Here is a 17860-nt window from a genome sequence, read left to right on the forward strand (position 1 = left end):
CGACCTACCCGGGCCAGGCTGCAGTGCGGGCGCGGTAGCTGATCACCAGGAGGATGTCGGTGAGGCCGCCCTGGGCGATCCATTCGCGGGTGTCCTCGCTGTCGGGTAGCTGCAGCCGCCAGGTCCCGGCCGGGGCCTTGCCGGTGATCGGCAGCCACGGGCCGCCGTTGGAGCGGCGGGTGCTGACCACCTTGTCCACCGGCGCTGCGGTCCCGCCGAGCACGGCGGTTCCGCCGTCTGCCCGGAAGTGCAGTGTGAGGGTGGATAGCGGCGCGGGTGGGTCGGACTCGGTGATCAGGGCGAGTGCGATCTGGGTGATCTCGAGTTCGGCCAGGTTGACCGGGAAGTCGAGTGCGCGGGTGCCGAGTGATACGTTCAGCGGGGTGTCGGCGGCATCGGGGTTGGTCAGGTCCCACCACGCGTCGGGGAAGTCCTGTCGCAGGCTGAACCCTCGCTCGCCCTCCTGGGTGCGGTCCAGTTCCCGGACGACCCGGGCCCGTAGGTCGGCGCTGTCGATCGCGGTGTAGTCGATGGTGAGCAGCACGTCGGCGATCGTGGAGAAGTCGAACGGGTTGGCCGGCTTGGGCATCCGTAACTCCCAGGTGGTGTCCACGCCTTGGCCTTCGAAGGCGTCGCGCAGACCGGTGTGCGGTTCGAAGTCGAAGACGCCCCTGGCGTTCATCGTTTCCATGAGCGACAGCGTTTCCGGTTCGCGGCGCAGGATGACGGTTTGGAAGACGTCGGGTCCGACGACGATTCGGGAGGTTCCGCTGCTGCTGAGGGTCGCTCGGATGCCCTCGGCGGGGTGAGGGCCACCACCGAGAGACTGACCCGCCGGATGAGCCGGAGGTGGTGCCCGGGGAAGTCCTCGTCGAAGAGCCGCATCGGCGTCGCGAAGGTGACGACCCCGTCGGTGCGCAGCCGGGCGAGGCCCAGCGGGTCGAGTTGGGCGAGCGAGATCGTCCGCGTGAGTTGCTGCCTGCGCCTGGCGGTGGTGAAGGCGTACTGCTCGAGTTCGGCGATGTCCTGCAGGAGACGTTCGGCGCCGGTGAGACCGCGGCGGTCCGGCCCGGTACCCTCGGTCAGTGCGTCGAACCCCTGGGCAGGCGGCTCCCAGTAGTCCGCCTGGATCGCGGGCGGCTGATCTTCCTGCCGTTCGAAGGCGAGCTGGGCTGCGGCGAGCTGCGCCATCGACGTTCCCTGCTGGAGGTACCAGCGGTAGGTCCGCTCGAGCACGTCCGACAGCCAGTCGTACAGGTTGACGTTGGTGAACTTCGCGGCCTGGAATTCCAACAGTTGTTCGGCGTTGTCGGCTTGGATCTCGCCGATGGCGCGTTCCTGCTCGGCGATTCGCACCCCGTCGGTCTCGACGGTCACCTGGGCGCCGGCGATCGTCCGGTCGAACCGGGCGAGTTGCTGCTGGAGCTGCCAGGATTGCTGGGTCCGGGCGTAGCCGGCCTGCAGCGAGTTCCACTGTGACCAGGTGGAGGCATTGGCGGCCCCTGCGGAGAGCGCCGCACCCGTGGACGAGGCGAGGGCGGCGAGCTTCTCGTAGGTCTTGGACGGGTCCCAGTTCGCGATGGCGGAAGCAGCGCTGAGCCCGGCGGCAGCTGCATACGCGACCGCGGCCGCCAGCTGCAGGCCCGCCGCGGTGCCGAGCAATGAGAGCGCCTCCCGCTCGAAGGCCAGCGGCCCGGCGGAGAGCAGATCGCCGAAGTAGTCCTCTTGGAATGCTGCCCGGTCCTGCTGGGCCTGGGCCGCGGTGACCCGGTCCTCGGCCTGCCGGACGCGTAGCTCCTGGACCTGAACGCTGGCGCGCGCGACACGCACCTCTTGGCGGGCGCGGAGCAGGCTCAGTGCCTCGGCGTCGCGCTTCTCCAGCGCGGCGAGCATCGTCGACTCCGCCTCGCGTGCCTGGCTGGCGAGCACTCGGGCCTGCTCGACTAGCGCGGTGTAGCGGTACGGGGTCGGTGCGGGTGCCCGGAGGCCGGGCAGGACCAGCTCGCCGTCGGCGCCGATCATCGGCAGGCCGGAGGTCTGGTCGGTCGGTGCGGCGTAGAGGTCCAGCGTGCGCCGCAGTCCGGCAATGTTCCGGCCGGTGCGAAGCTTGAAGAGGTTCAACTCGGCGTGCAGCCGCAGTCCGGTAAGAACCGGGTTGGGGCTGACGCAGAAGGTGGGGCCGGCGATCGACGGTGCATGCGGCAGGAGGGTGGGTTCGAGGCTGGCGGTGACTCTCGTCATCACGGCCGCGACGCTCGGCCCGACGAGCGTGCCCAGCGCGGGTACCCGCGGGTCTGAAGGGCTCGGCAAGGCGTCCCGGAGGATCGGCGGTGGGGCGGCCGCGAGTGTGGGTTGGACGGTCGCCGGGATTCGTACGATGACGTCGTCGCAGCGGCCGAGTCGCTGCCGTAAGACAGGTTCGTCGAGCAGATCGACCGCGGATCGGTAGAGCACGCGGGCCCGCTCGACCGATTCGGGGGTGTCCCGGGTGAACTCCGCGTCGGCGTAGTCGAGTAGGCAGCGGATGAGTAGTTGGAGGGTCCCTCTCGTGTAGGAGTGCGGCCGGATCGCGGCGACTGCGTGCGGGTTGAGTGGGTCGCGGACCCAGGTCAGCAAGTCCCGGGCGTAGCCGGTGGGGTCGGCCGGAGCGTCACCGGCGGTGCCGTGTTCGTCGAGGACCAGCCCGTAGTAGCTCTTGCGATCCGCTGCTGCTGCGGCGTAGTCGAAGACGATGCGGTACCAGTCGAGCGCGTGGTCGTAGTCGTGCGAGTCCTGCAGCGCGAGCGCGACGGCGACCGGCAGGTCGTAGAACGCTTCTTCCAGGTAACGCCGCACGGTCGCGGGCGCGGTCAGATTGGCGCCAATCAGCGCCCGGGAACGGCTCGCCCGCTGCCTGGCCGGCAGGGTGTCATCCAGGCTCCAGGGCCAGCCGCCCAGCCAGCGTGGAACGCTCCAGGCCGGAGGTGTGCAACCCGCCGCCCGCAATGCGATGGCCGTCAACTGCCGGCCGAGGACGGTCGGCGAGGTCCCTGCTCCGACGACGGAACGCTGCTGGAACGGGGTGCCCGCTGCCGGCGTTGTCTCGACCAGGGTGCCTGGGTGCAGCGCCACCTGGTCGGGCACCCGATCCAGCCGGGCCCCTCGCCTGGGGGTCAGTGCGGTACCGGTGGCACCGGTGAAGTTGCCTGCCCGGCCGAACGCGAATCCGGTGGGGTCGCCCGGCCGCAGGAGGTCCGAAGGCAATTCGATCCATTCGTTGGCGGCGACGTCGAACTTCCGCAGCCACAGCATGTCGTTGCCCAGGACGACGATCTCGTCGGCACCGTCACCGTCGAAGTCGCCGGAGACTGCTGTCTCCGCCGGTCGGGTCGCGGCACTGAGGTCGAGGTTCGGCAGCGTGCCCCATTGCCCGTTCTGCGCCGGGTTTGCCGGATCATTGCCGGGCCGGAAGTCGGCGATGATGATCGACGTGCCGGTGCCCGCCCGCTCGACGAGGGGGAAGATGGCGATCTCGTCGCGGTCGTCGCCGTCGAAGTCTCCGGTGACGCCACCGAGCAGGCGTAACTCGTCGCCGGAGAGGTCGAGCACGGTGTGGAGGGGGTACTGGGGATTGACTGCGGCGGGGCCCAGCGGGGCCCAGCGTCCGGAGCCGGGAAGCACGTCCATTACCCAGAGATCGTTGCCCTGGGAGATCTGGCCGTTGACCGGGTCGAGTGCGGCGGCCAGTTCGTCCCGCCCGTCGCCGTCGAAGTCGCCGGCGAGCACGAACCCCGGCCGGGGGCGGCTGATTTCGGGGCCCTCGGCCCAACTGGCGGTGTACGGCGCGCAGCGGAACGCCGCGCGGAGGCCGATGTCGATGCTGCTGCGGTGGTCAGGTGCGGTGGGGTCGGTGCCGATCAGGGACTGCTTGGGCTGCATACCCTGGTCGGTGTTCCCGAGGATCCAGAAGGCGCTCGTTCCCGGTACGTCGAAGGGGAAGGGAAAGTTGATCCGGCCGGCGACGGCGATCTCGGCCCGCCCGTCGCCGTCGAAGTCACCGGCCACGACGTGGGTCGCGCCCAGCTGCGGGACCCACCCGGTGGTATCGCCGGTGATAGTCCAACCACCGCTGAACGACAGGACCGTCGTATGGGCGCCCTCGCGGACCCAGGCGATGTCGTCGCGGAGGTCGCCTGCGGCGGTGGCCGTGAAACGGCCGACGACGACCCGGGCATCCGGTGGGATGGTGATCGGCGGGGCCGGCAACCGGGTCCAGGCGGCACCGTCGTAGCGCAGCACCACCGGGGCGGCGTCCGTGGTCGGGACGACGACGAGTTCATCCCGGCCGTCGCCGTCGATGTCGCCGCTGAGCAGGGCCCGCGCGGTGATGGCCGCGGCGGCGTAGTCGGCGCCGCCGTCGACCGGCTGCCAGGTGCCGTATGCGCCGAGGGTGACGAAGTCCTCGCGGGCCCAGTTGGTGCCCTTGGCGTTGAGGGATCGGGCCCGCCGGACCACCTCGCGCCGGTCGCCCTGGATTACCTCGTACTCGAATCCGACCCGGGGTGGCGTGCCCGCCGGGGTCGCGAACAGCCAGGCCCTGAACTCGGTCGCACCCGGCGGCGCCTCCAGGGTGGTGGCTTCGGAGTCCCAGGTGGCGGCGGTCAGGTCGTACCGGGCGAAGGACAGCCGCTCACCCTCGACGTCGCGGGTCTGTGCGAAGACGAACCGCCACTGCTTGCCGCCGACCCAGTGATCCGGCGCGTACTGCGCCGCGCCGACCAGGGTGGTGACGTCGCCAGTGGCGAAGGCGTCCAGGCGGTGCCAGAAGCTGAGCGCGTAGCCGGTGGCGGCAGCGGCGGCCGAGATGTCCTCCAATGCCCAGTACACCCGCCGGGAGGACTCGCTGACCGTGACGAAAAGCCGGCAGTTGGTGGTCCGGCCCGGTGGCGACACCAGCAGGAGCGGGGTCCACGCCGTTCGCACCTGAGCGCAGATGATCTGCCCCTGGTCCAGCCGGGCGACGTCGGAGAGGTATTCGGCGTACCGGCCGGCGATGCGCCGGGCCTGCACCGGCGTGAGCTGGCGGGACGACCGCAGATCGGTCAGCGCCTCGGTCAGCGCCGGTGACTGGTAGCGGCGTAGCGTCGGGCGCAGCAGGTTCTCCGGGTACAGGTGGACGAGCATCGCCGACCGCCAGGTGGCGTAGGACCCGATCCAGCGCCAGTCCTCGTCGAACGTCGGCGCTTCCAGGGCCAGGTCGGGGTATGCGTCGTGCGCCTGCCCGGTGCGCACCGACCAGAGCAGGGTCAGCAGCGTGTCGATGGCGTGTGCGACCCGGGTGGTCCGGCGGATGCCGGACTCGGCCGTGTCGACCAGCAGGTGGTCGGTGACCCACCGCGCCCCGGCGCCGAGCCCGGGTTGGGTCGCCGGCACCGGCAAGGCCGCGAGCAACTCGTCGCGGTAGCCGGGCAGCGTGGCCTGTTCGGTCCGCGCCACCGCGTCCAGCACCGCGGCGAGCACGGCGTCGTGCTGGTCGGTCCTGGCCCGCACGGTTGCCCGCCACGACCGCCTTTCCGTGTCGCGGACCCGCCAGGACCGCGGGGACGTCGGCGTCCAGGTCTCGTCCGGCAGGACGAAGCTATCCGGTCCGAGACGGACCCGGTCGGCAGCGGCGGTGTCCTGCTCGCCGGCCTGCCAGGCGCCGAAGCGGCGCTCTTTCACGCAGCGCAGGAGGATGTCGATCAGGTCGTCGATCTCGGTGTCGAGCAGCGGGCTGCCCGCGGCGGCCAGGTCTCTGACTGCGAGCAGCCGTCGCCACGCGGCGAGATCCAGGCGTACCGGGGCGATCACGTCTCGCACCCGGAGCCCGAGCAGATCCGCGAGTCGCTCGGCTCGGGTGACCGGGCCGAGCAACCAAGCCGCGGCCAGGGTGGCGTCGAGGACTGCTAGCTGGGCGGGACTGGCCTGGTCTGGCGCCGCCATCAGCTCGGCCAGTTCCCGGAACGCGGACTCGGTCGAGAACCCCAGCTCGCCGGATATCACTTCGCGTGCCGCCGCGGCTGCCGGTCCGGTGGCGTCCAGGTCGGCCTGCAGCGTGGCGATCCGGCCCGCGTCCGGGCCGAACACCTCCTTGACCACGGTCGGCGCCGAGGTCGCGGCCCGCCGGGCGGCCAGATCGGCCCGCACGGCGGCCCGCTCGGCGTCCGTCCACAACCCGGCCAGCAGGGTCGCGTCGACCCGCTGCAGCCATCCGGAGCCGGTGTGATCTGCCAGGACCGCCCGCAGGGCGTCCTGGTGTGCGGTGAGCTCGCCCACCCGCTCGGCATGGCGCCGTTCGGCCGCGCAGCCGGGCCCGGGTGCGTTGCCGGTGCGGATGCTCTCCACCGGCACCAGATCGGGATCCACAGCCGGCGGCCGGCAACGGACCTCGAGCCCAATGAGCCAGGCCTGACGGTCCTCGACCGGTGACAGCCAGCGGGTCTGTGCGAGGCGCAGCACCTTCCAGAACGGCATCGGCCGCCCCGGCGGGTTCTCCTGGGCCAGCCAGACCGGGTAGAGCACGGCGGACTTCCGCGCGGTGGCGAGTGTGCGCTCGGCGTCCGCCCACCCGGGTCCGGTCGGAGTCAGGCCGTCACCGAAGACGGCGGTGACCTCCGCGAGCCGGCGGAACGCCGCCACGCCCACGTCGCCGAACGTCGCGCTGATCGCAGTGACGGCGGCGGCCACGGTGTCCGGATCCTGGTCGTCGAGCTCGCCCGACCGGGCCAGCACCCAGGCGGACCAGGTCAGCGCTCCGCCGGGGACCACCGAGCCGAGAGCGACGCGCAGCTGCTTCTCCCAGCCGTCGGGGCGCGCCCCGGTGACGGTGTCCGCGTTGCCGGCGAGTTCCTCGGCGCGGCGGGCCCACAGCACCCGGGCCTCGTCGCCGGCGACCGAGCGAGGCAGGTCGTCTGCGGCCACCCTTTCCGGGTCCACCAGTGGTAGCGGGGTGCCGGGCTCCGGGGGCCAGGCGCCCTCGGTGACCGGACGCGGGGTGACGACGAAGGTCGCGGCGTCCAACCGCACCGAGGCGGCGGCCTCCTCGGCCAGCCAGGCCGGGAAGGAGGACCGCCGGTGGGCCAGAGCCAGGATCCACCGGAACTCGGCCTGGTCGGCGGCGGTGAGCGGAGGCGCGGTGTCGCGCAGTGCGAGCAGGCGCAGGAACGCGTCGACGGGCAGGTGCAGTTCGTCCCGGACCGTAGCGGTAGCCGCGGCGCGTTCGGTAGCCGGTCCGGTGAGGATCGAGTCGGCGAGGGCGTCGAGGTCTGCGGTGGCCCCGGCCCATGGCGTTGCCAGATGCTGGGGATTGGACGTCCGCATCGACGTCAGGAGGTCGCCGGTGTCCGGGCCGATCTGCCGCAGGCCGGCCAGAACGCCGTCCAGCCAGGCCCGGCGGCGGATCCAGAGGTCGAATACGCCGTCCGGTGCCGCCTGGCCCGGGGTGGGCACGGGGAGCCGGAAGTCGTCGGGGCCGATCACGGCAGGGTCCACGATCGGCCGGCGGATCTCGCCACCGGAGGCAGCGCCAGGCCGGAACGGGTCGTCGGGTACATCCGCGGCGTCCCACTGCTCGCGCAGCCGACGCCATCTGTCCACCACGAGGGTCGGGAAGATCCGGACCTGTACGTCGGCGTCGGCGACGGCCTCCGGTAGCCCGAGGAGGACGCTGCCGGTAAGTCCGCTGTCGAGCACCTCGCGGAGCACGACGGGCCCGTCTGTGGGTCCTTCGCCCAGGGCGACGTCCTCGGTCCAGGCGGGGTCCCGGCAGGCGCGCACCTCCGCCTGCCCCGGCGTGGTGCGGCTCGCCCGCAGGTGGAGGACACCGTCGGGATCGGTGTTCGCGCAAGCCGGATCGGCCGACCAGCGCGCGCCGTTCACCCGCCAGCGACGCACCTGGCCGGCGCCGGTGCCCTCGACCAGGCCCTGGGACAGCCGATCGCGCCGGGTCGACGCGAGCCCGAACAGTGTCTCCAGCGCGGCCATGTCGACGGTGGCGGGATCGAGCAGCATGCGATCCAGCACGTCGGGCCGGCCGCCGGCCAGGCTCACACCGAGCCGTTCGGCCAAGGCCGCGCGTTCCGCGGCATCGGCACCCGCGGCCAAGCGCAGATCGTCGAACGACGCCCCCGCCTCCAGGAGGAGGGCCCGGTAGGCCGCGAACGCATACCGGGAACCGATCCCGGCTGGGACGACCGGGCTGAGATGCTGCCACCGGCCGGCGTCCGGGTCGTAGTCGAGGACCCAGATCGTGTTGGCCTCACCGATCGAGAGCACGAGTTCGTCCCGGTCGTCACCGTCGACGTCCGCCGCGACGACCGACCAGGCCGGCCACCGCCCGTCGGGCGTCCACTCGATGTCCGCGCCCAGCGGATGCCCGGGGATCGGCGAGAGGTGCGTCCACACGCTGTTGTCGTCACGGTGCATCACCCAGCCGGCGTCCCGGCGGTCCAGGCCCAGCCTCCGGTGGGTGAGCACGACGAGTTCGTCCCGGCCGTCCCCGTCGACGTCGGCGAGAACCGCGAGGTCGGCCGGCAACTGTTCGGGGCTGACGTCGGCGGCCGGACCGTCGGCGAAGTAGGGGTTCTGGTCGAACTGCGCCGGCGGGGTGTAACGCCACTCAATGAAACGGGTGGGTTCCGCGGCCGAGGCCGTCACCAGGTCCGGCCGGTTACTCGCGCTGACGCTGCCCACCAGCGCGTGCGCGGTCGGGCCCGGCAGGATCTGAACCACGTCGGCTTCCAGTGGCTGACCCGACGGTGCGACATGCGCCCACTGGCCGGGCGTCCCGCCGTACCGGAGTACCGCGATGAAACGGCTGTCCGGATCCTGCGGCACCGCGATGATCTCCTCGCGACCGTCGAGGTCGACGTCGCCTGCCGTCGCACGCCCGATCCGGGCGCGCGAGGGATTCCCGGGGGCAGAAAAGCAGGTGAAGGCCACGCCGGCCGCGTCACCGGGCGCCGTCAGCGAGACCCAGGCGTCCCCGACGAGGTCGTACACCCAGAAAGCGTCGAGGCGATCGCCGACGCCCCCGACGTCCGGCGGAGCGGTACCGAAGGCCACGAACTCGTCCAGCCCGTCACCGTCGACATCAGCCGCCAGTGCCCCGGTCACCGATCCGACGGGCAGCACGAGGTCGGCACCGGGACCAACACCCGGTCCGGGCCCCACCCGGATCCACGGGTCCTGCCCCGGCGCGACGCCCGGGTCGAACTGCAACACCCAGTACGCCGCACCCGCCGATCCGTCGATCGTGACCGCGACAGCCAGCTGGTCCCGGCCCAGCGAGTCGGCCCGGAACCGGCCGGCGAAACCGGCGATCGCGTGCGTCCCGAAGGGCAGCAGCAGGGCGGCCCGCCTGGCGTCCCCACCGGGCCGCAGGTGCTGCCAACGCCGCACCGCCTGGTCGTAGTGAAGAACCCACAGACCCGACCGCGCCGGCTCCCCCTGCGTCACCCACTCCTCGTCGAAGCCGAGCACGAGTTCGTCCCGCCCATCTCCGTCGACGTCCGCAGCGACGACGAAGGTGACCCGGTGGCTCAGCGGCGAGACCGCAGCATCCGGCGCTCCCGGTAGCTCGCGGCCGATCAGCTCCTCCATGCTCTCGACGACCAGCCTGACCTGGGAGACCTCTTCCTCCGTGGCGGGGCAGTCCAGGGGCAGATCCGGCAGCGGCTGGCACAACATCCGAGACAGGCCACCGAGCGTCTGCTGGATTCCGGTGTGCGTCATCCGGCCGCTGAGGTATCCGACCAGGTCCGCAAGGTACGCCGACGGGCTGGTGGCAGCCCGGCAATCCTCACAGCCACACTCCTCGACCTCCACCGGCGGAGCAACCAGCCCCGGTGGCACCGGCGCACCGTTGGCCGCCGTGACTCGCGCCCCCGCCACGAGTGCGGACGCGATCCTTTCCTGGACGCCCTCGCCCCTTCGCGTCTCCTGCTCCAGACGCGCTGATTGCTCCTGCGTGTCTTCCGCGACGACGGTCACCATCGCCGGCCCATCGCCAGCCGACGGCACCTGCCGCCCACCGTCGTGCGCCACCAGCCCCACGGCGGCGACACCCCCCGGCCGAAGGCCCGGGACACCCACACGAAACGCTTCAGCGCCCGGTATGCCGGAATCTGCGGGTCGTGCCTCGACATCGTTGACGGCCTCACCGTCAACGGTCACCACCGCATCGAGAAAAGACCCACCACCACCACCGACCACGAGTACGAGAAGGTCGAAGGGTGCACCCGGCGAGGGAACCGGTGCCTCGCACATCATTCGCAAACCATCGGATTCCGCGTACACGTCGCCCCCCGGAGTCTCTCCGTCGGCTGGAAGGCCGCACGCTCCATAGTGGTACAACCAACCGACGCTGGAAACTGTTCATGACCTTCCGTGGAAAGGCGCGTGAAAGCAAACCGGGCAAGCGCACGCATAGTCGCCGACCTCCATGCCGCCCGCCGTCGAACTCCGCATCATCGACGGCGACCGTCCAACGCCCCCATCCCGGGGTGCGAAGTACCACCTGTGCAGGTCGTCGGAAGCGAACGTCAAGGTCAGCCCTCGGATCTGAGCAGCTCAATGGCCTGAAGAACGTCGATGCGGTGCGCAGAGTTCTCTCCAGCCAGGGGCACGTCACAGAACTGTGCAGTGCCAGTAGGCACGCTGATCATCGAAGCCACGGTTCCGCTGGCGCCGCCGCGAAGTCGGCGATGATAAAAGCAAAGGTAGCGTCTCCGCAGCACCTACCGGCGTAAGCATATCCACCTCAGGCGGGCGCTGCTGGGCCGACGACCAGCAGCAAGCAGGACGGGGCTACGGCGGATCACCGGCGACGTCGACCTCGGGTATGCCGACCGTCGGCAGCCAGTCAGCCGCGAGGCGCGTGCATAATGACGGCGACCTCGGGCAAGGCAGATGAGGTCGTAGCGGTCGGGCCGGAACTTTGTCTACCAGCATTGCCCAGCCGAGCGATCCGGCGACGAACGCTCAGCCCGTAGGCAGCAAGGTCCGGCTAAATCCAAACAATCCGGCTGGAAAGTGGCGACGAATCCGTGGGCGCCGACTGCGGCGATGGCGACGCCGATCCATCACAAGCCTTTGTGTTCGCGGACGCCCCGCCAGTGCCGCAACTCCGACCTATGATCTCGCAACTGCTCGTGGGAGTATCCCGCCCGGTTCACAAGGCTTATCGCCGTCCTCTATGCCGCACCTCGCGGTCTTCGAGGCGCAGCAGGCCCGCAATCTGCTGATGGACCTCGACGACCAGGTCCACCGGTTCCGGTTCTTGATCCGCGACCGCGACACGAAGTTCACCACGGCGTTCGACGCCGTGTTCGCTGCGGCCGGCATTGAGGTGGTGAAGATCCCGCCACGGGCGCCGAAGGCCAACGCCTATGCCGAACGGTGGGTCCGCACCGTGCGCGGCGAGTGTCTGGATTGGACGTTGATCTGGAACGAGCGGCAGCTGCACCGGGTGCTGACCGAATACCTGCGGCACTACAACGGGGTGCAGCCACACCGTGCCCTCGACCTGCAGCCGCCCGTCCCAGTCCGCGTGGTGACCACCATCGGTCCCGCTCCCGCGCCGGCGGCTGTCCGGCGGGTCGACGTGCTCGGCGGGCTGATCCACGAATACCAGCGTGCCGCCTGAGCCTGTCGCTCGCTGGGGCTGCAGCTGGTCCGTTCCCGGCCCCGGCGGCCTGGCAAAGCCGGTGGTTATCCATGGGCCTGTACGCGAGCATCGCGCCGCGGCGCGCAGACCCAGCCGACGCTACGTTTCCGAGGGCGACCCATGCCGCCTCGCCATGCACCTCACGATCGATTCGCGAACTGGCACCCCACAAGCTGTGTACACCGCTGTAGACGCCCTTGTTGTAGTTCGCGATCCGCTCCTCGGCGAGCCGTGATCACCTTCCTTCCCCACGACGTCTTGCCGGCGACGTTCGTCGGCCCGTTGGTGATCTCCTGGTTGTCGCCTGCCTCGAAGATGAGAGTCTTGTCGTTGACCATTCCTTGGAGCGTCGCCCCGGTGAGGCAGTCTGCCTGTAGCTCGTAGCGCATGTCTTAAAGCTGGGTTTGCAGCTGGCCTTGGACCTTTGTGAAGTAGCTAGGGCACTCGGCTGAGTGCGTAGCTCACTGGCCGGCACGCGAGGGGAGGATCGGCGCCACTTCCTTCATGACCTTGGGAAGATCCTCGGGTCTGGCGCGCTTCACGATCATCGACACGAGGATGATCCGCTCGGCTGCATGGATTGCCACGGCGACGATGCGCACGGCGAGAAAGGCACCCGCGATCCACGGGCTGACCTGGAAAAGTGGCTCAAGCTCCGCGAGCCGCATCGATCTACTCCCTCACTCGGTCTGGCCGAGTGAGGCGCGTAGGTCTCAGCCCGACCAGCACGCATCCACGTAACTGGCGAAGCTGAGGTCCCGCGCCCGACTTTTCTGCAAGATCTCAGTGGTGCGAGTGGCGTGATGAGGATCCACGCCACGTGGAGCTGGGCGGCTCCCTGCTGATCAAGCAGGTACCCCGCCTGAGGGGAGGAATCGCAGACTTTCGCAGTCGGGTCACGAAAGCCCACAGGTAGTCCCTTAAGCAAGGCGACCACCATCTTGCCGAAGCCGCCGTCCTGGTGGCTCCTGGCAAAGACACGATGAGGATAGCGTCCGATCGAGTGTTCTCGCCAGCACCCCTAGACGAGTAAGTCGTAATGGGTTTAGTGGTCGTAGGCGATGAGTGACCTGGTCACGGGCTGGCTGGTTGCGCGGTTGTGCCAGATGGCAGCGGTCATCGCGAGCAGGCGCTGAGCGATGCGGGCACCGACACCTTCGATTGAGCGTCCGCCGTGTAGTTCGAGGTCGAGTTGGCCTTTCAACGTGTTGTTGACCGATTCGATCAGCTGCCGGACCGGTTTGAGCAGGTGTTCGTCCGGTCGTGGGGTCCGGTTGCGATACGAGGGTCGCAGCAGCCGGATCCCACGTTCGGCCAGCCACCGGTCAAGTTCGGCGGAGATGTATCCCTTGTCCGCGATGATCAACTGCCCGGTCCGGGCGGAGAACAGGGCAGGGTTCTCTTCCAAGATTGCGGTCAGGGCCTGACGGTCGTCGACCCTCGGGCTGGCCAGGCTCCAGGCGATCGGCAGACCGGACGGGGTGCACACCAGATGCAGGCGCAGGCCCCAGAACCAGCGGGAGTGCGACGCGCAGTAGCCGTATCCGGCCCAGCCGGCCAGGTCCGAGCGTTGCGCGGTCGGTCTGGAGCGGCCGCACTCGACCGGCGTGGAGTCGGTGACCCATACATCGTCGTGCCACAGATCGGTGTCCGCCGCGACGACCCGAATAGCTCGCTTGAGAAGTGGTAACGCCGCCCGTAGCCGTTTGTTGTAGCCGGACTGGCCCGGCAGGTAGGGGAACGCACCGGGCAGATGCGCGGGTAGGAACCGCAGCCATCGCGCCTCGGAACGGACCCCGAGCAACGCTTGGGCCACCGCGATCGTCAGCAGTTCGGCATCCGAGAGCCTCGCAGGGCGACCCACCCGCCGTGGACGCCCGAGCCAGTCATCGATCTTCACGTACAGTGCGGTCAGAAGGGTGTTGATGTCTGTCTTCACAAACGGATCATCGACACCCTTCACCACGCCCACAACTCAGGGGTAGTTAGGACTTACTCGTCTAGACGGACGACCAGTAGACGCCAGCGTGCGGCGCCGTGCTGCTACGCTCTCGCTCGTAGCGATCCGCTGGGAGGAACCCCGGGCAGAGCACTGGAGTTTCTATGGAGATGGCGCTCGTTACGGTGTCGCTCGTCTTGACGAGCGGGACCATCGCGGCTACCGCACTGTTCGCCGTGCTGACGAAGGACGGTGAACGGAGGGCAGCCGCGATAAGAGTGCTCGGGATGCTGCTGCGAACGCAGCGGCGCCAGTAGGTGAGGCGGGGACGGCTGAAGCTGGCCGTCCCTTCTCATTGCGAGACTGTGGTTGAAACGCCCGAAAGATGCAAATCCTGCAGCGGGGTCAGTCGGCCAATGGGCGACAAATGCACAAGGGGTCACTGCAAGATAGGTTACTGTCTATATGAGTGCAACACGCGTCTACCCGCGCACTCCCTACCACATATATGACATGTGTGCGCGAGCTTCCTGCGGTGGTAGTGCTGCCGCAGCGGGGTGTCTTCGTGGGCAGCAGTGACGATCCGGCGCCAAGGGTCGAGCACCGCTACGTCTTGGTCGAGGATTCGTTTACGCAGGTTACCTGCCGGTACGAGGGCTCCGTCGAGTTGCCCGCGGGCTGAGCCCGATCACTGACACCCTCGGTGTACAGGTGTCCTGGCCGCGCCATCGGCGGGAGGGCGCGGCGCGTCATCCGGCCTGCGTGGCCTGCGCCCCGCGTTGGAGCATTGGCGGTACACAGGTGGGCACAAACTCCGGCTGGTATCGACGACAGTAGGTTGATGAGCCAGCGACGTGGCCGTTCAGCCGCAAACGCGGCCACGTCGCCGTCAACGCACGGATTTGCCGAGTTGAGTGCACTCGATCTGCATATAGGATATTTCGGCACTGCGCGGGCGTAGTCCTCGATCGAGTTCTTTGGAACGTATGGCGTCTGGTCGCGCGGTCAGTGCCCGAAGCGGCCGACAATAAGGCGAAGACCGACTTTCCGGGCAGGTGCATCAGGTCCGGCTAGCGGAGGCATGCGGCGCCTAACATGGTCCACAATGACTGCATGAGTCGATCGGGGCGACGCGTCATCACGGAGCGCTGCTTGTCGGCGGCCTAATAGTAGGTGCTCTCGGCGTGGCGTTTGCTGCTTGCCGCAGAGGGCGAGAGGAAATGGGCAACAATGGACTCCGGTTCGCTCTTACCTGGCCGTCACGATGGTTCGGCGCACCCGACTAATCGCCGTCCCTCTTCACAACCTTGGCGGCTATTGCGACCTTTCCGCCCGTGACAGTGTGAGGCCTTTGCGCCACCTCGCGAGGTGACCTTCGTTCTCTACTCACCGACAGTCCACTCTCGATGGACGACGATAGTCGATGCCTGCAAATTAGAGACGTGACGCGGCGGCAGATAAGGGCGGCAAACTATCCGCGCCAGCTATCGACACCGGCGCGTCCTATGTGGAGTAACGAAGGACCTTTGTCGTGCCCGTCTCCGTCGTGTAACGGCCCACGAAACGAGTCACATCAGCGCTGCGTGAACCTCTTCGAGGAAACGAGGTTCACACTCTAGGTGAGAGAGTCGGCACGGTACGTGTTGTGCGACACGCGAGAGCGAGGCGCTTGCGCAACGAGGGCCTATCGGGTAAAAAATACCTCGTTGGGAGGTCTGGGCGGGCATACATCAGTGGTTCCCGGCCATCTCTATGTGGCTGGAGCGTGATGGCAATGCTTGGCGCAGGCAAGCAAAACTCATGGGCGACGATCGTTCGGCGTTTGGGAGTTTCGCCTCGGGAGCGATGCAATACCGATGTGACTTGTCCCGATATTTTTGAGCTTGGGGACGGCACATTCGCTGTCATTGGCACGGATGTAACGGAAAGGTTATCCGGCTGCCTACCGCCAGACGCGGCACGAGGCCCCCATGAACGCATAGTCGCCATCACCCGTGAAACGCTGGTGATGGCGCGGTCTGACATTCCTGAGAAATAGTCCATTAGGCCACGTCGGTTAGCGTTTCTGGCTTCAACTGTTCCCACTCGTTGGCAGGTTGGTCGTTGGAGGATCCCGACCGCCACAGATTCGCTTGTTCCAGCACGGCTTCGTACTCATCGCAGATCTCGCCAGCAAGTCTTGCGAACATGAACTCTGATCCACCGGGAACCAGCACCGAGTTGCGCGCCCTAGCGGTCGTCTTCCAGAAGTCTCGCATTAGAGGGCTTCTAAAGACGTACCTAAGTGCGCCGCGCACCTCGTCGTCACTATAGACGCTAATAGACCATTGCAGCCGAATGTGCTGCAGAATCAGATTCGCATAGATGTATTGGCGACGGCGCTTCAGTGGGGCATCGGTTCCATATATTGGCCATACTTCGGCCAGGTCTGGATCGTCGAGGGCAATCTTCTGCAGATCAACATGAAGACGGCGAAGGTTAGCCTCTGTACTTCGATGTAGTTCCGCCTGTGTCAGGCTAAGTGATTCTCGCTGGGAGGCGAGTTCGACCCGCTGGCCTTTGAGCTCATGGAATTGCATCCAAAATGTGACGACAAGGGCTGCGCATGCGAAGCCAGAAAATATGGTATTCAATACTCCAAACGACTCGCCAATGCTGCCCCAAACTGCCCAGGTTGTGGCAGCTTCGTCGCCTTCCAACTTTGCAACCAGTCCGAGGCCCGCCAGTACGATCGCGCCAGCCAATGCGGCGACGGCTGAGGTCCAGAGAAAGGCGCGGATCAAGGACCAGCCTGGCCGTCTTCTGCGTTTTGTGGCGGTCATGAAGCTACTCCCTTCTCCGCCCGAAGTTGATCGGTATGCGCACTATGCCCCAGCCGCAAGGTTTGATCACCCTCACAATGATCCCGAAATTGCGTATCGCAATTTGCGCGGATCGCAACCGTTGCGGGTCGACTCTGGGCAATACACGCCGACCGCGACAATCCACGGGCAGTCTCCATACCTAATGATGCCATCAGCCCAGCTGTGCGACCTACGGCTGCTAGACATAGGAGCATGAATGAGTGGGAAATTGGCAGGCCAACTGCAGCCATATCGCAGAGCGCCATAACGCGGTGAGGAGGTTTGCCAATCGACTCCTGTCGCCGACCTTACGATCTCTATGAGTTGATCCTATGATCTCGACTTGGTGACCTCGTCGGAAGACAGATCCTTGAGGCATGTCGACAGCAAGGATGGTCGGCGTTCTGATCTGCCGCGATCAGGGCGGTGTGGGATGTTGGGACGCGAGGGTGGTGCGGGCTGTGCTTGTGCTGCCGGTGCTTGGTCGTGACCCGGCTCTCGCTGACGGCCGGGTCACGGCCACGTGGAGTAGGCGCCTTCGACCGTGGGTGTGGCGGTGGTGATGGTCGTGTGGCGGTTGGGCGAGCGGTGACCGAGCCGAGTTCGGTCGGCCAGTTCGTGTTCGCAGCGGCCGGGTGAGCGATCTCCGGCCTGCCATTCGGCGCCGATCGCGAGGCTGATGGTCGGCGTGCTCTCGTAGCACGGATCGTTGAGTTGATCGTCCGATCAGATGCCTGGAGGGCAGGCGTCAGGGTGGCGGCTCGGCCGTCCGCCGCCTTGACGGTGCGCTGGGACTGGGTCGGCGAGCGTTGGGACTGGCCTTTCACGCGGCTGGCCGGCTCTGCGTGGCTGGCCGTTGTTTCGGGACATTGTGGGAAGTCGGTGGGTGCTGCTATTGGTGATGGGGGTACCGGGATCGGGATAGTGTTCGCGGAAATCGTTGTGTGTGGAGGTGTGGGTCGTGGCGCGGCAGGTTATCGAGACTTTGATTGACGACCTCGACGGCAAGGCTGCCGAAGAGACGGTGAGGTTCGGTATCGACGGGGTGGACTACTCCATCGATCTGTCGGGCCGCAACGCGAGCAAGCTCCGGTCGCTGCTGTCTACCTATCAGGACGCCGGTACCCGTTTGGGTCGGTCGACGGTGTCGGGTCACGGGCGGCGTGAACCGGTTGGTGGCCGGCGGGCCGGTGGCCGCGAGGAGAACCGGGCCATCCGGGAGTGGGCTGCCAAGCAGGGCAAAGAGCTGTCGGAGCGTGGCAGGATCCCCGCCGCCATCGTTGAGGAGTATCGGGCCGCTAGCCGCTAGGTGGCTACGTGTGGATTAGGTCCGACTTCGCAGGGACCGTGCCGCGGTGCGGCAGGCTGCGTCGAGTACGGCAGTTCAACGCGGGA

At 67.9% G+C, this 17860-nt stretch carries 9 protein-coding genes; 3 read left to right on the top strand and 6 right to left on the bottom strand.

Annotated features, from left to right (window positions below):
- Positions 1-4: 4 nt before the first annotated feature.
- A complete protein-coding gene (locus Phou_RS48040) occupies positions 5-691 on the bottom strand; it encodes a Tc toxin subunit A-related protein (protein WP_173071093.1) in 687 nt (228 codons plus the stop codon).
- On the bottom strand, positions 679-9750 hold the full coding sequence (locus Phou_RS48045; RefSeq protein WP_173071095.1) for a Tc toxin subunit A-related protein: 9072 nt from the start codon (positions 9748-9750) through the stop codon (positions 679-681). The genes Phou_RS48040 and Phou_RS48045 overlap by 13 nt, the downstream gene beginning before the upstream one ends.
- A gap of 1462 nt (positions 9751-11212) precedes the next feature.
- Here Phou_RS48045 and Phou_RS48050 point away from each other — a divergent pair.
- On the top strand, positions 11213-11662 hold the full coding sequence (locus Phou_RS48050) for an integrase core domain-containing protein (RefSeq protein WP_173071097.1): 450 nt from the start codon (positions 11213-11215) through the stop codon (positions 11660-11662).
- Positions 11663-11823: 161 nt separating this feature from the next.
- Here the strand turns inward: Phou_RS48050 and Phou_RS48055 are convergent, their stop codons facing one another.
- The 3 genes from Phou_RS48055 to Phou_RS48065 form a co-directional block, all read right to left on the bottom strand.
- On the bottom strand, positions 11824-12072 hold the full coding sequence (locus tag Phou_RS48055) for a hypothetical protein (RefSeq protein ID WP_173071099.1): 249 nt from the start codon (positions 12070-12072) through the stop codon (positions 11824-11826).
- A gap of 72 nt (positions 12073-12144) precedes the next feature.
- On the bottom strand, positions 12145-12351 hold the full coding sequence (locus tag Phou_RS48060; protein ID WP_173071101.1) for a hypothetical protein: 207 nt from the start codon (positions 12349-12351) through the stop codon (positions 12145-12147).
- A gap of 377 nt (positions 12352-12728) precedes the next feature.
- Positions 12729-13622, bottom strand: a complete 894-nt coding sequence (locus Phou_RS48065) for an IS982 family transposase (RefSeq protein ID WP_173071573.1) — start codon at positions 13620-13622, stop codon at positions 12729-12731.
- A 164-nt stretch (positions 13623-13786) separates the two neighbouring features.
- Between Phou_RS48065 and Phou_RS51950 the strand changes: the two genes are divergently transcribed.
- Positions 13787-13939: a hypothetical protein gene (locus Phou_RS51950; protein WP_218579629.1), complete on the top strand. Its 153-nt coding sequence runs from the start codon at positions 13787-13789 to the stop codon at positions 13937-13939.
- A gap of 1725 nt (positions 13940-15664) precedes the next feature.
- Here Phou_RS51950 and Phou_RS48070 read toward each other — a convergent pair.
- Entirely contained in the window at positions 15665-16444 is a 780-nt protein-coding gene (locus tag Phou_RS48070) for a DUF6082 family protein (protein WP_173071103.1), read from the bottom strand.
- Positions 16445-17426: 982 nt separating this feature from the next.
- Between Phou_RS48070 and Phou_RS48075 the strand changes: the two genes are divergently transcribed.
- Positions 17427-17774, top strand: a complete 348-nt coding sequence (locus tag Phou_RS48075) for a histone-like nucleoid-structuring protein Lsr2 (RefSeq protein ID WP_173071105.1) — start codon at positions 17427-17429, stop codon at positions 17772-17774.
- The last annotated feature ends 86 nt before the right edge of the window (positions 17775-17860 follow it).

The organism is Phytohabitans houttuyneae, from assembly GCF_011764425.1.
GTDB lineage: Bacteria > Actinomycetota > Actinomycetes > Mycobacteriales > Micromonosporaceae > Phytohabitans > Phytohabitans houttuyneae.

Coding starts and splice junctions, on each gene's coding strand:
- Phou_RS48050 (WP_173071097.1), top strand. CDS start 11,213: ATGCCGCACCTCGCGGTCTTCGAGGCGCAGCAGGCCCGCAATCTGCTG.
- Phou_RS48060 (WP_173071101.1), bottom strand. CDS start 12,351: ATGCGGCTCGCGGAGCTTGAGCCACTTTTCCAGGTCAGCCCGTGGATC.
- Phou_RS48070 (WP_173071103.1), bottom strand. CDS start 16,444: ATGACCGCCACAAAACGCAGAAGACGGCCAGGCTGGTCCTTGATCCGC.
- Phou_RS51950 (WP_218579629.1), top strand. CDS start 13,787: ATGGAGATGGCGCTCGTTACGGTGTCGCTCGTCTTGACGAGCGGGACC.
- Phou_RS48040 (WP_173071093.1), bottom strand. CDS start 691: ATGGAAACGATGAACGCCAGGGGCGTCTTCGACTTCGAACCGCACACC.
- Phou_RS48055 (WP_173071099.1), bottom strand. CDS start 12,072: ATGCGCTACGAGCTACAGGCAGACTGCCTCACCGGGGCGACGCTCCAA.
- Phou_RS48045 (WP_173071095.1), bottom strand. CDS start 9,750: ATGACGCACACCGGAATCCAGCAGACGCTCGGTGGCCTGTCTCGGATG.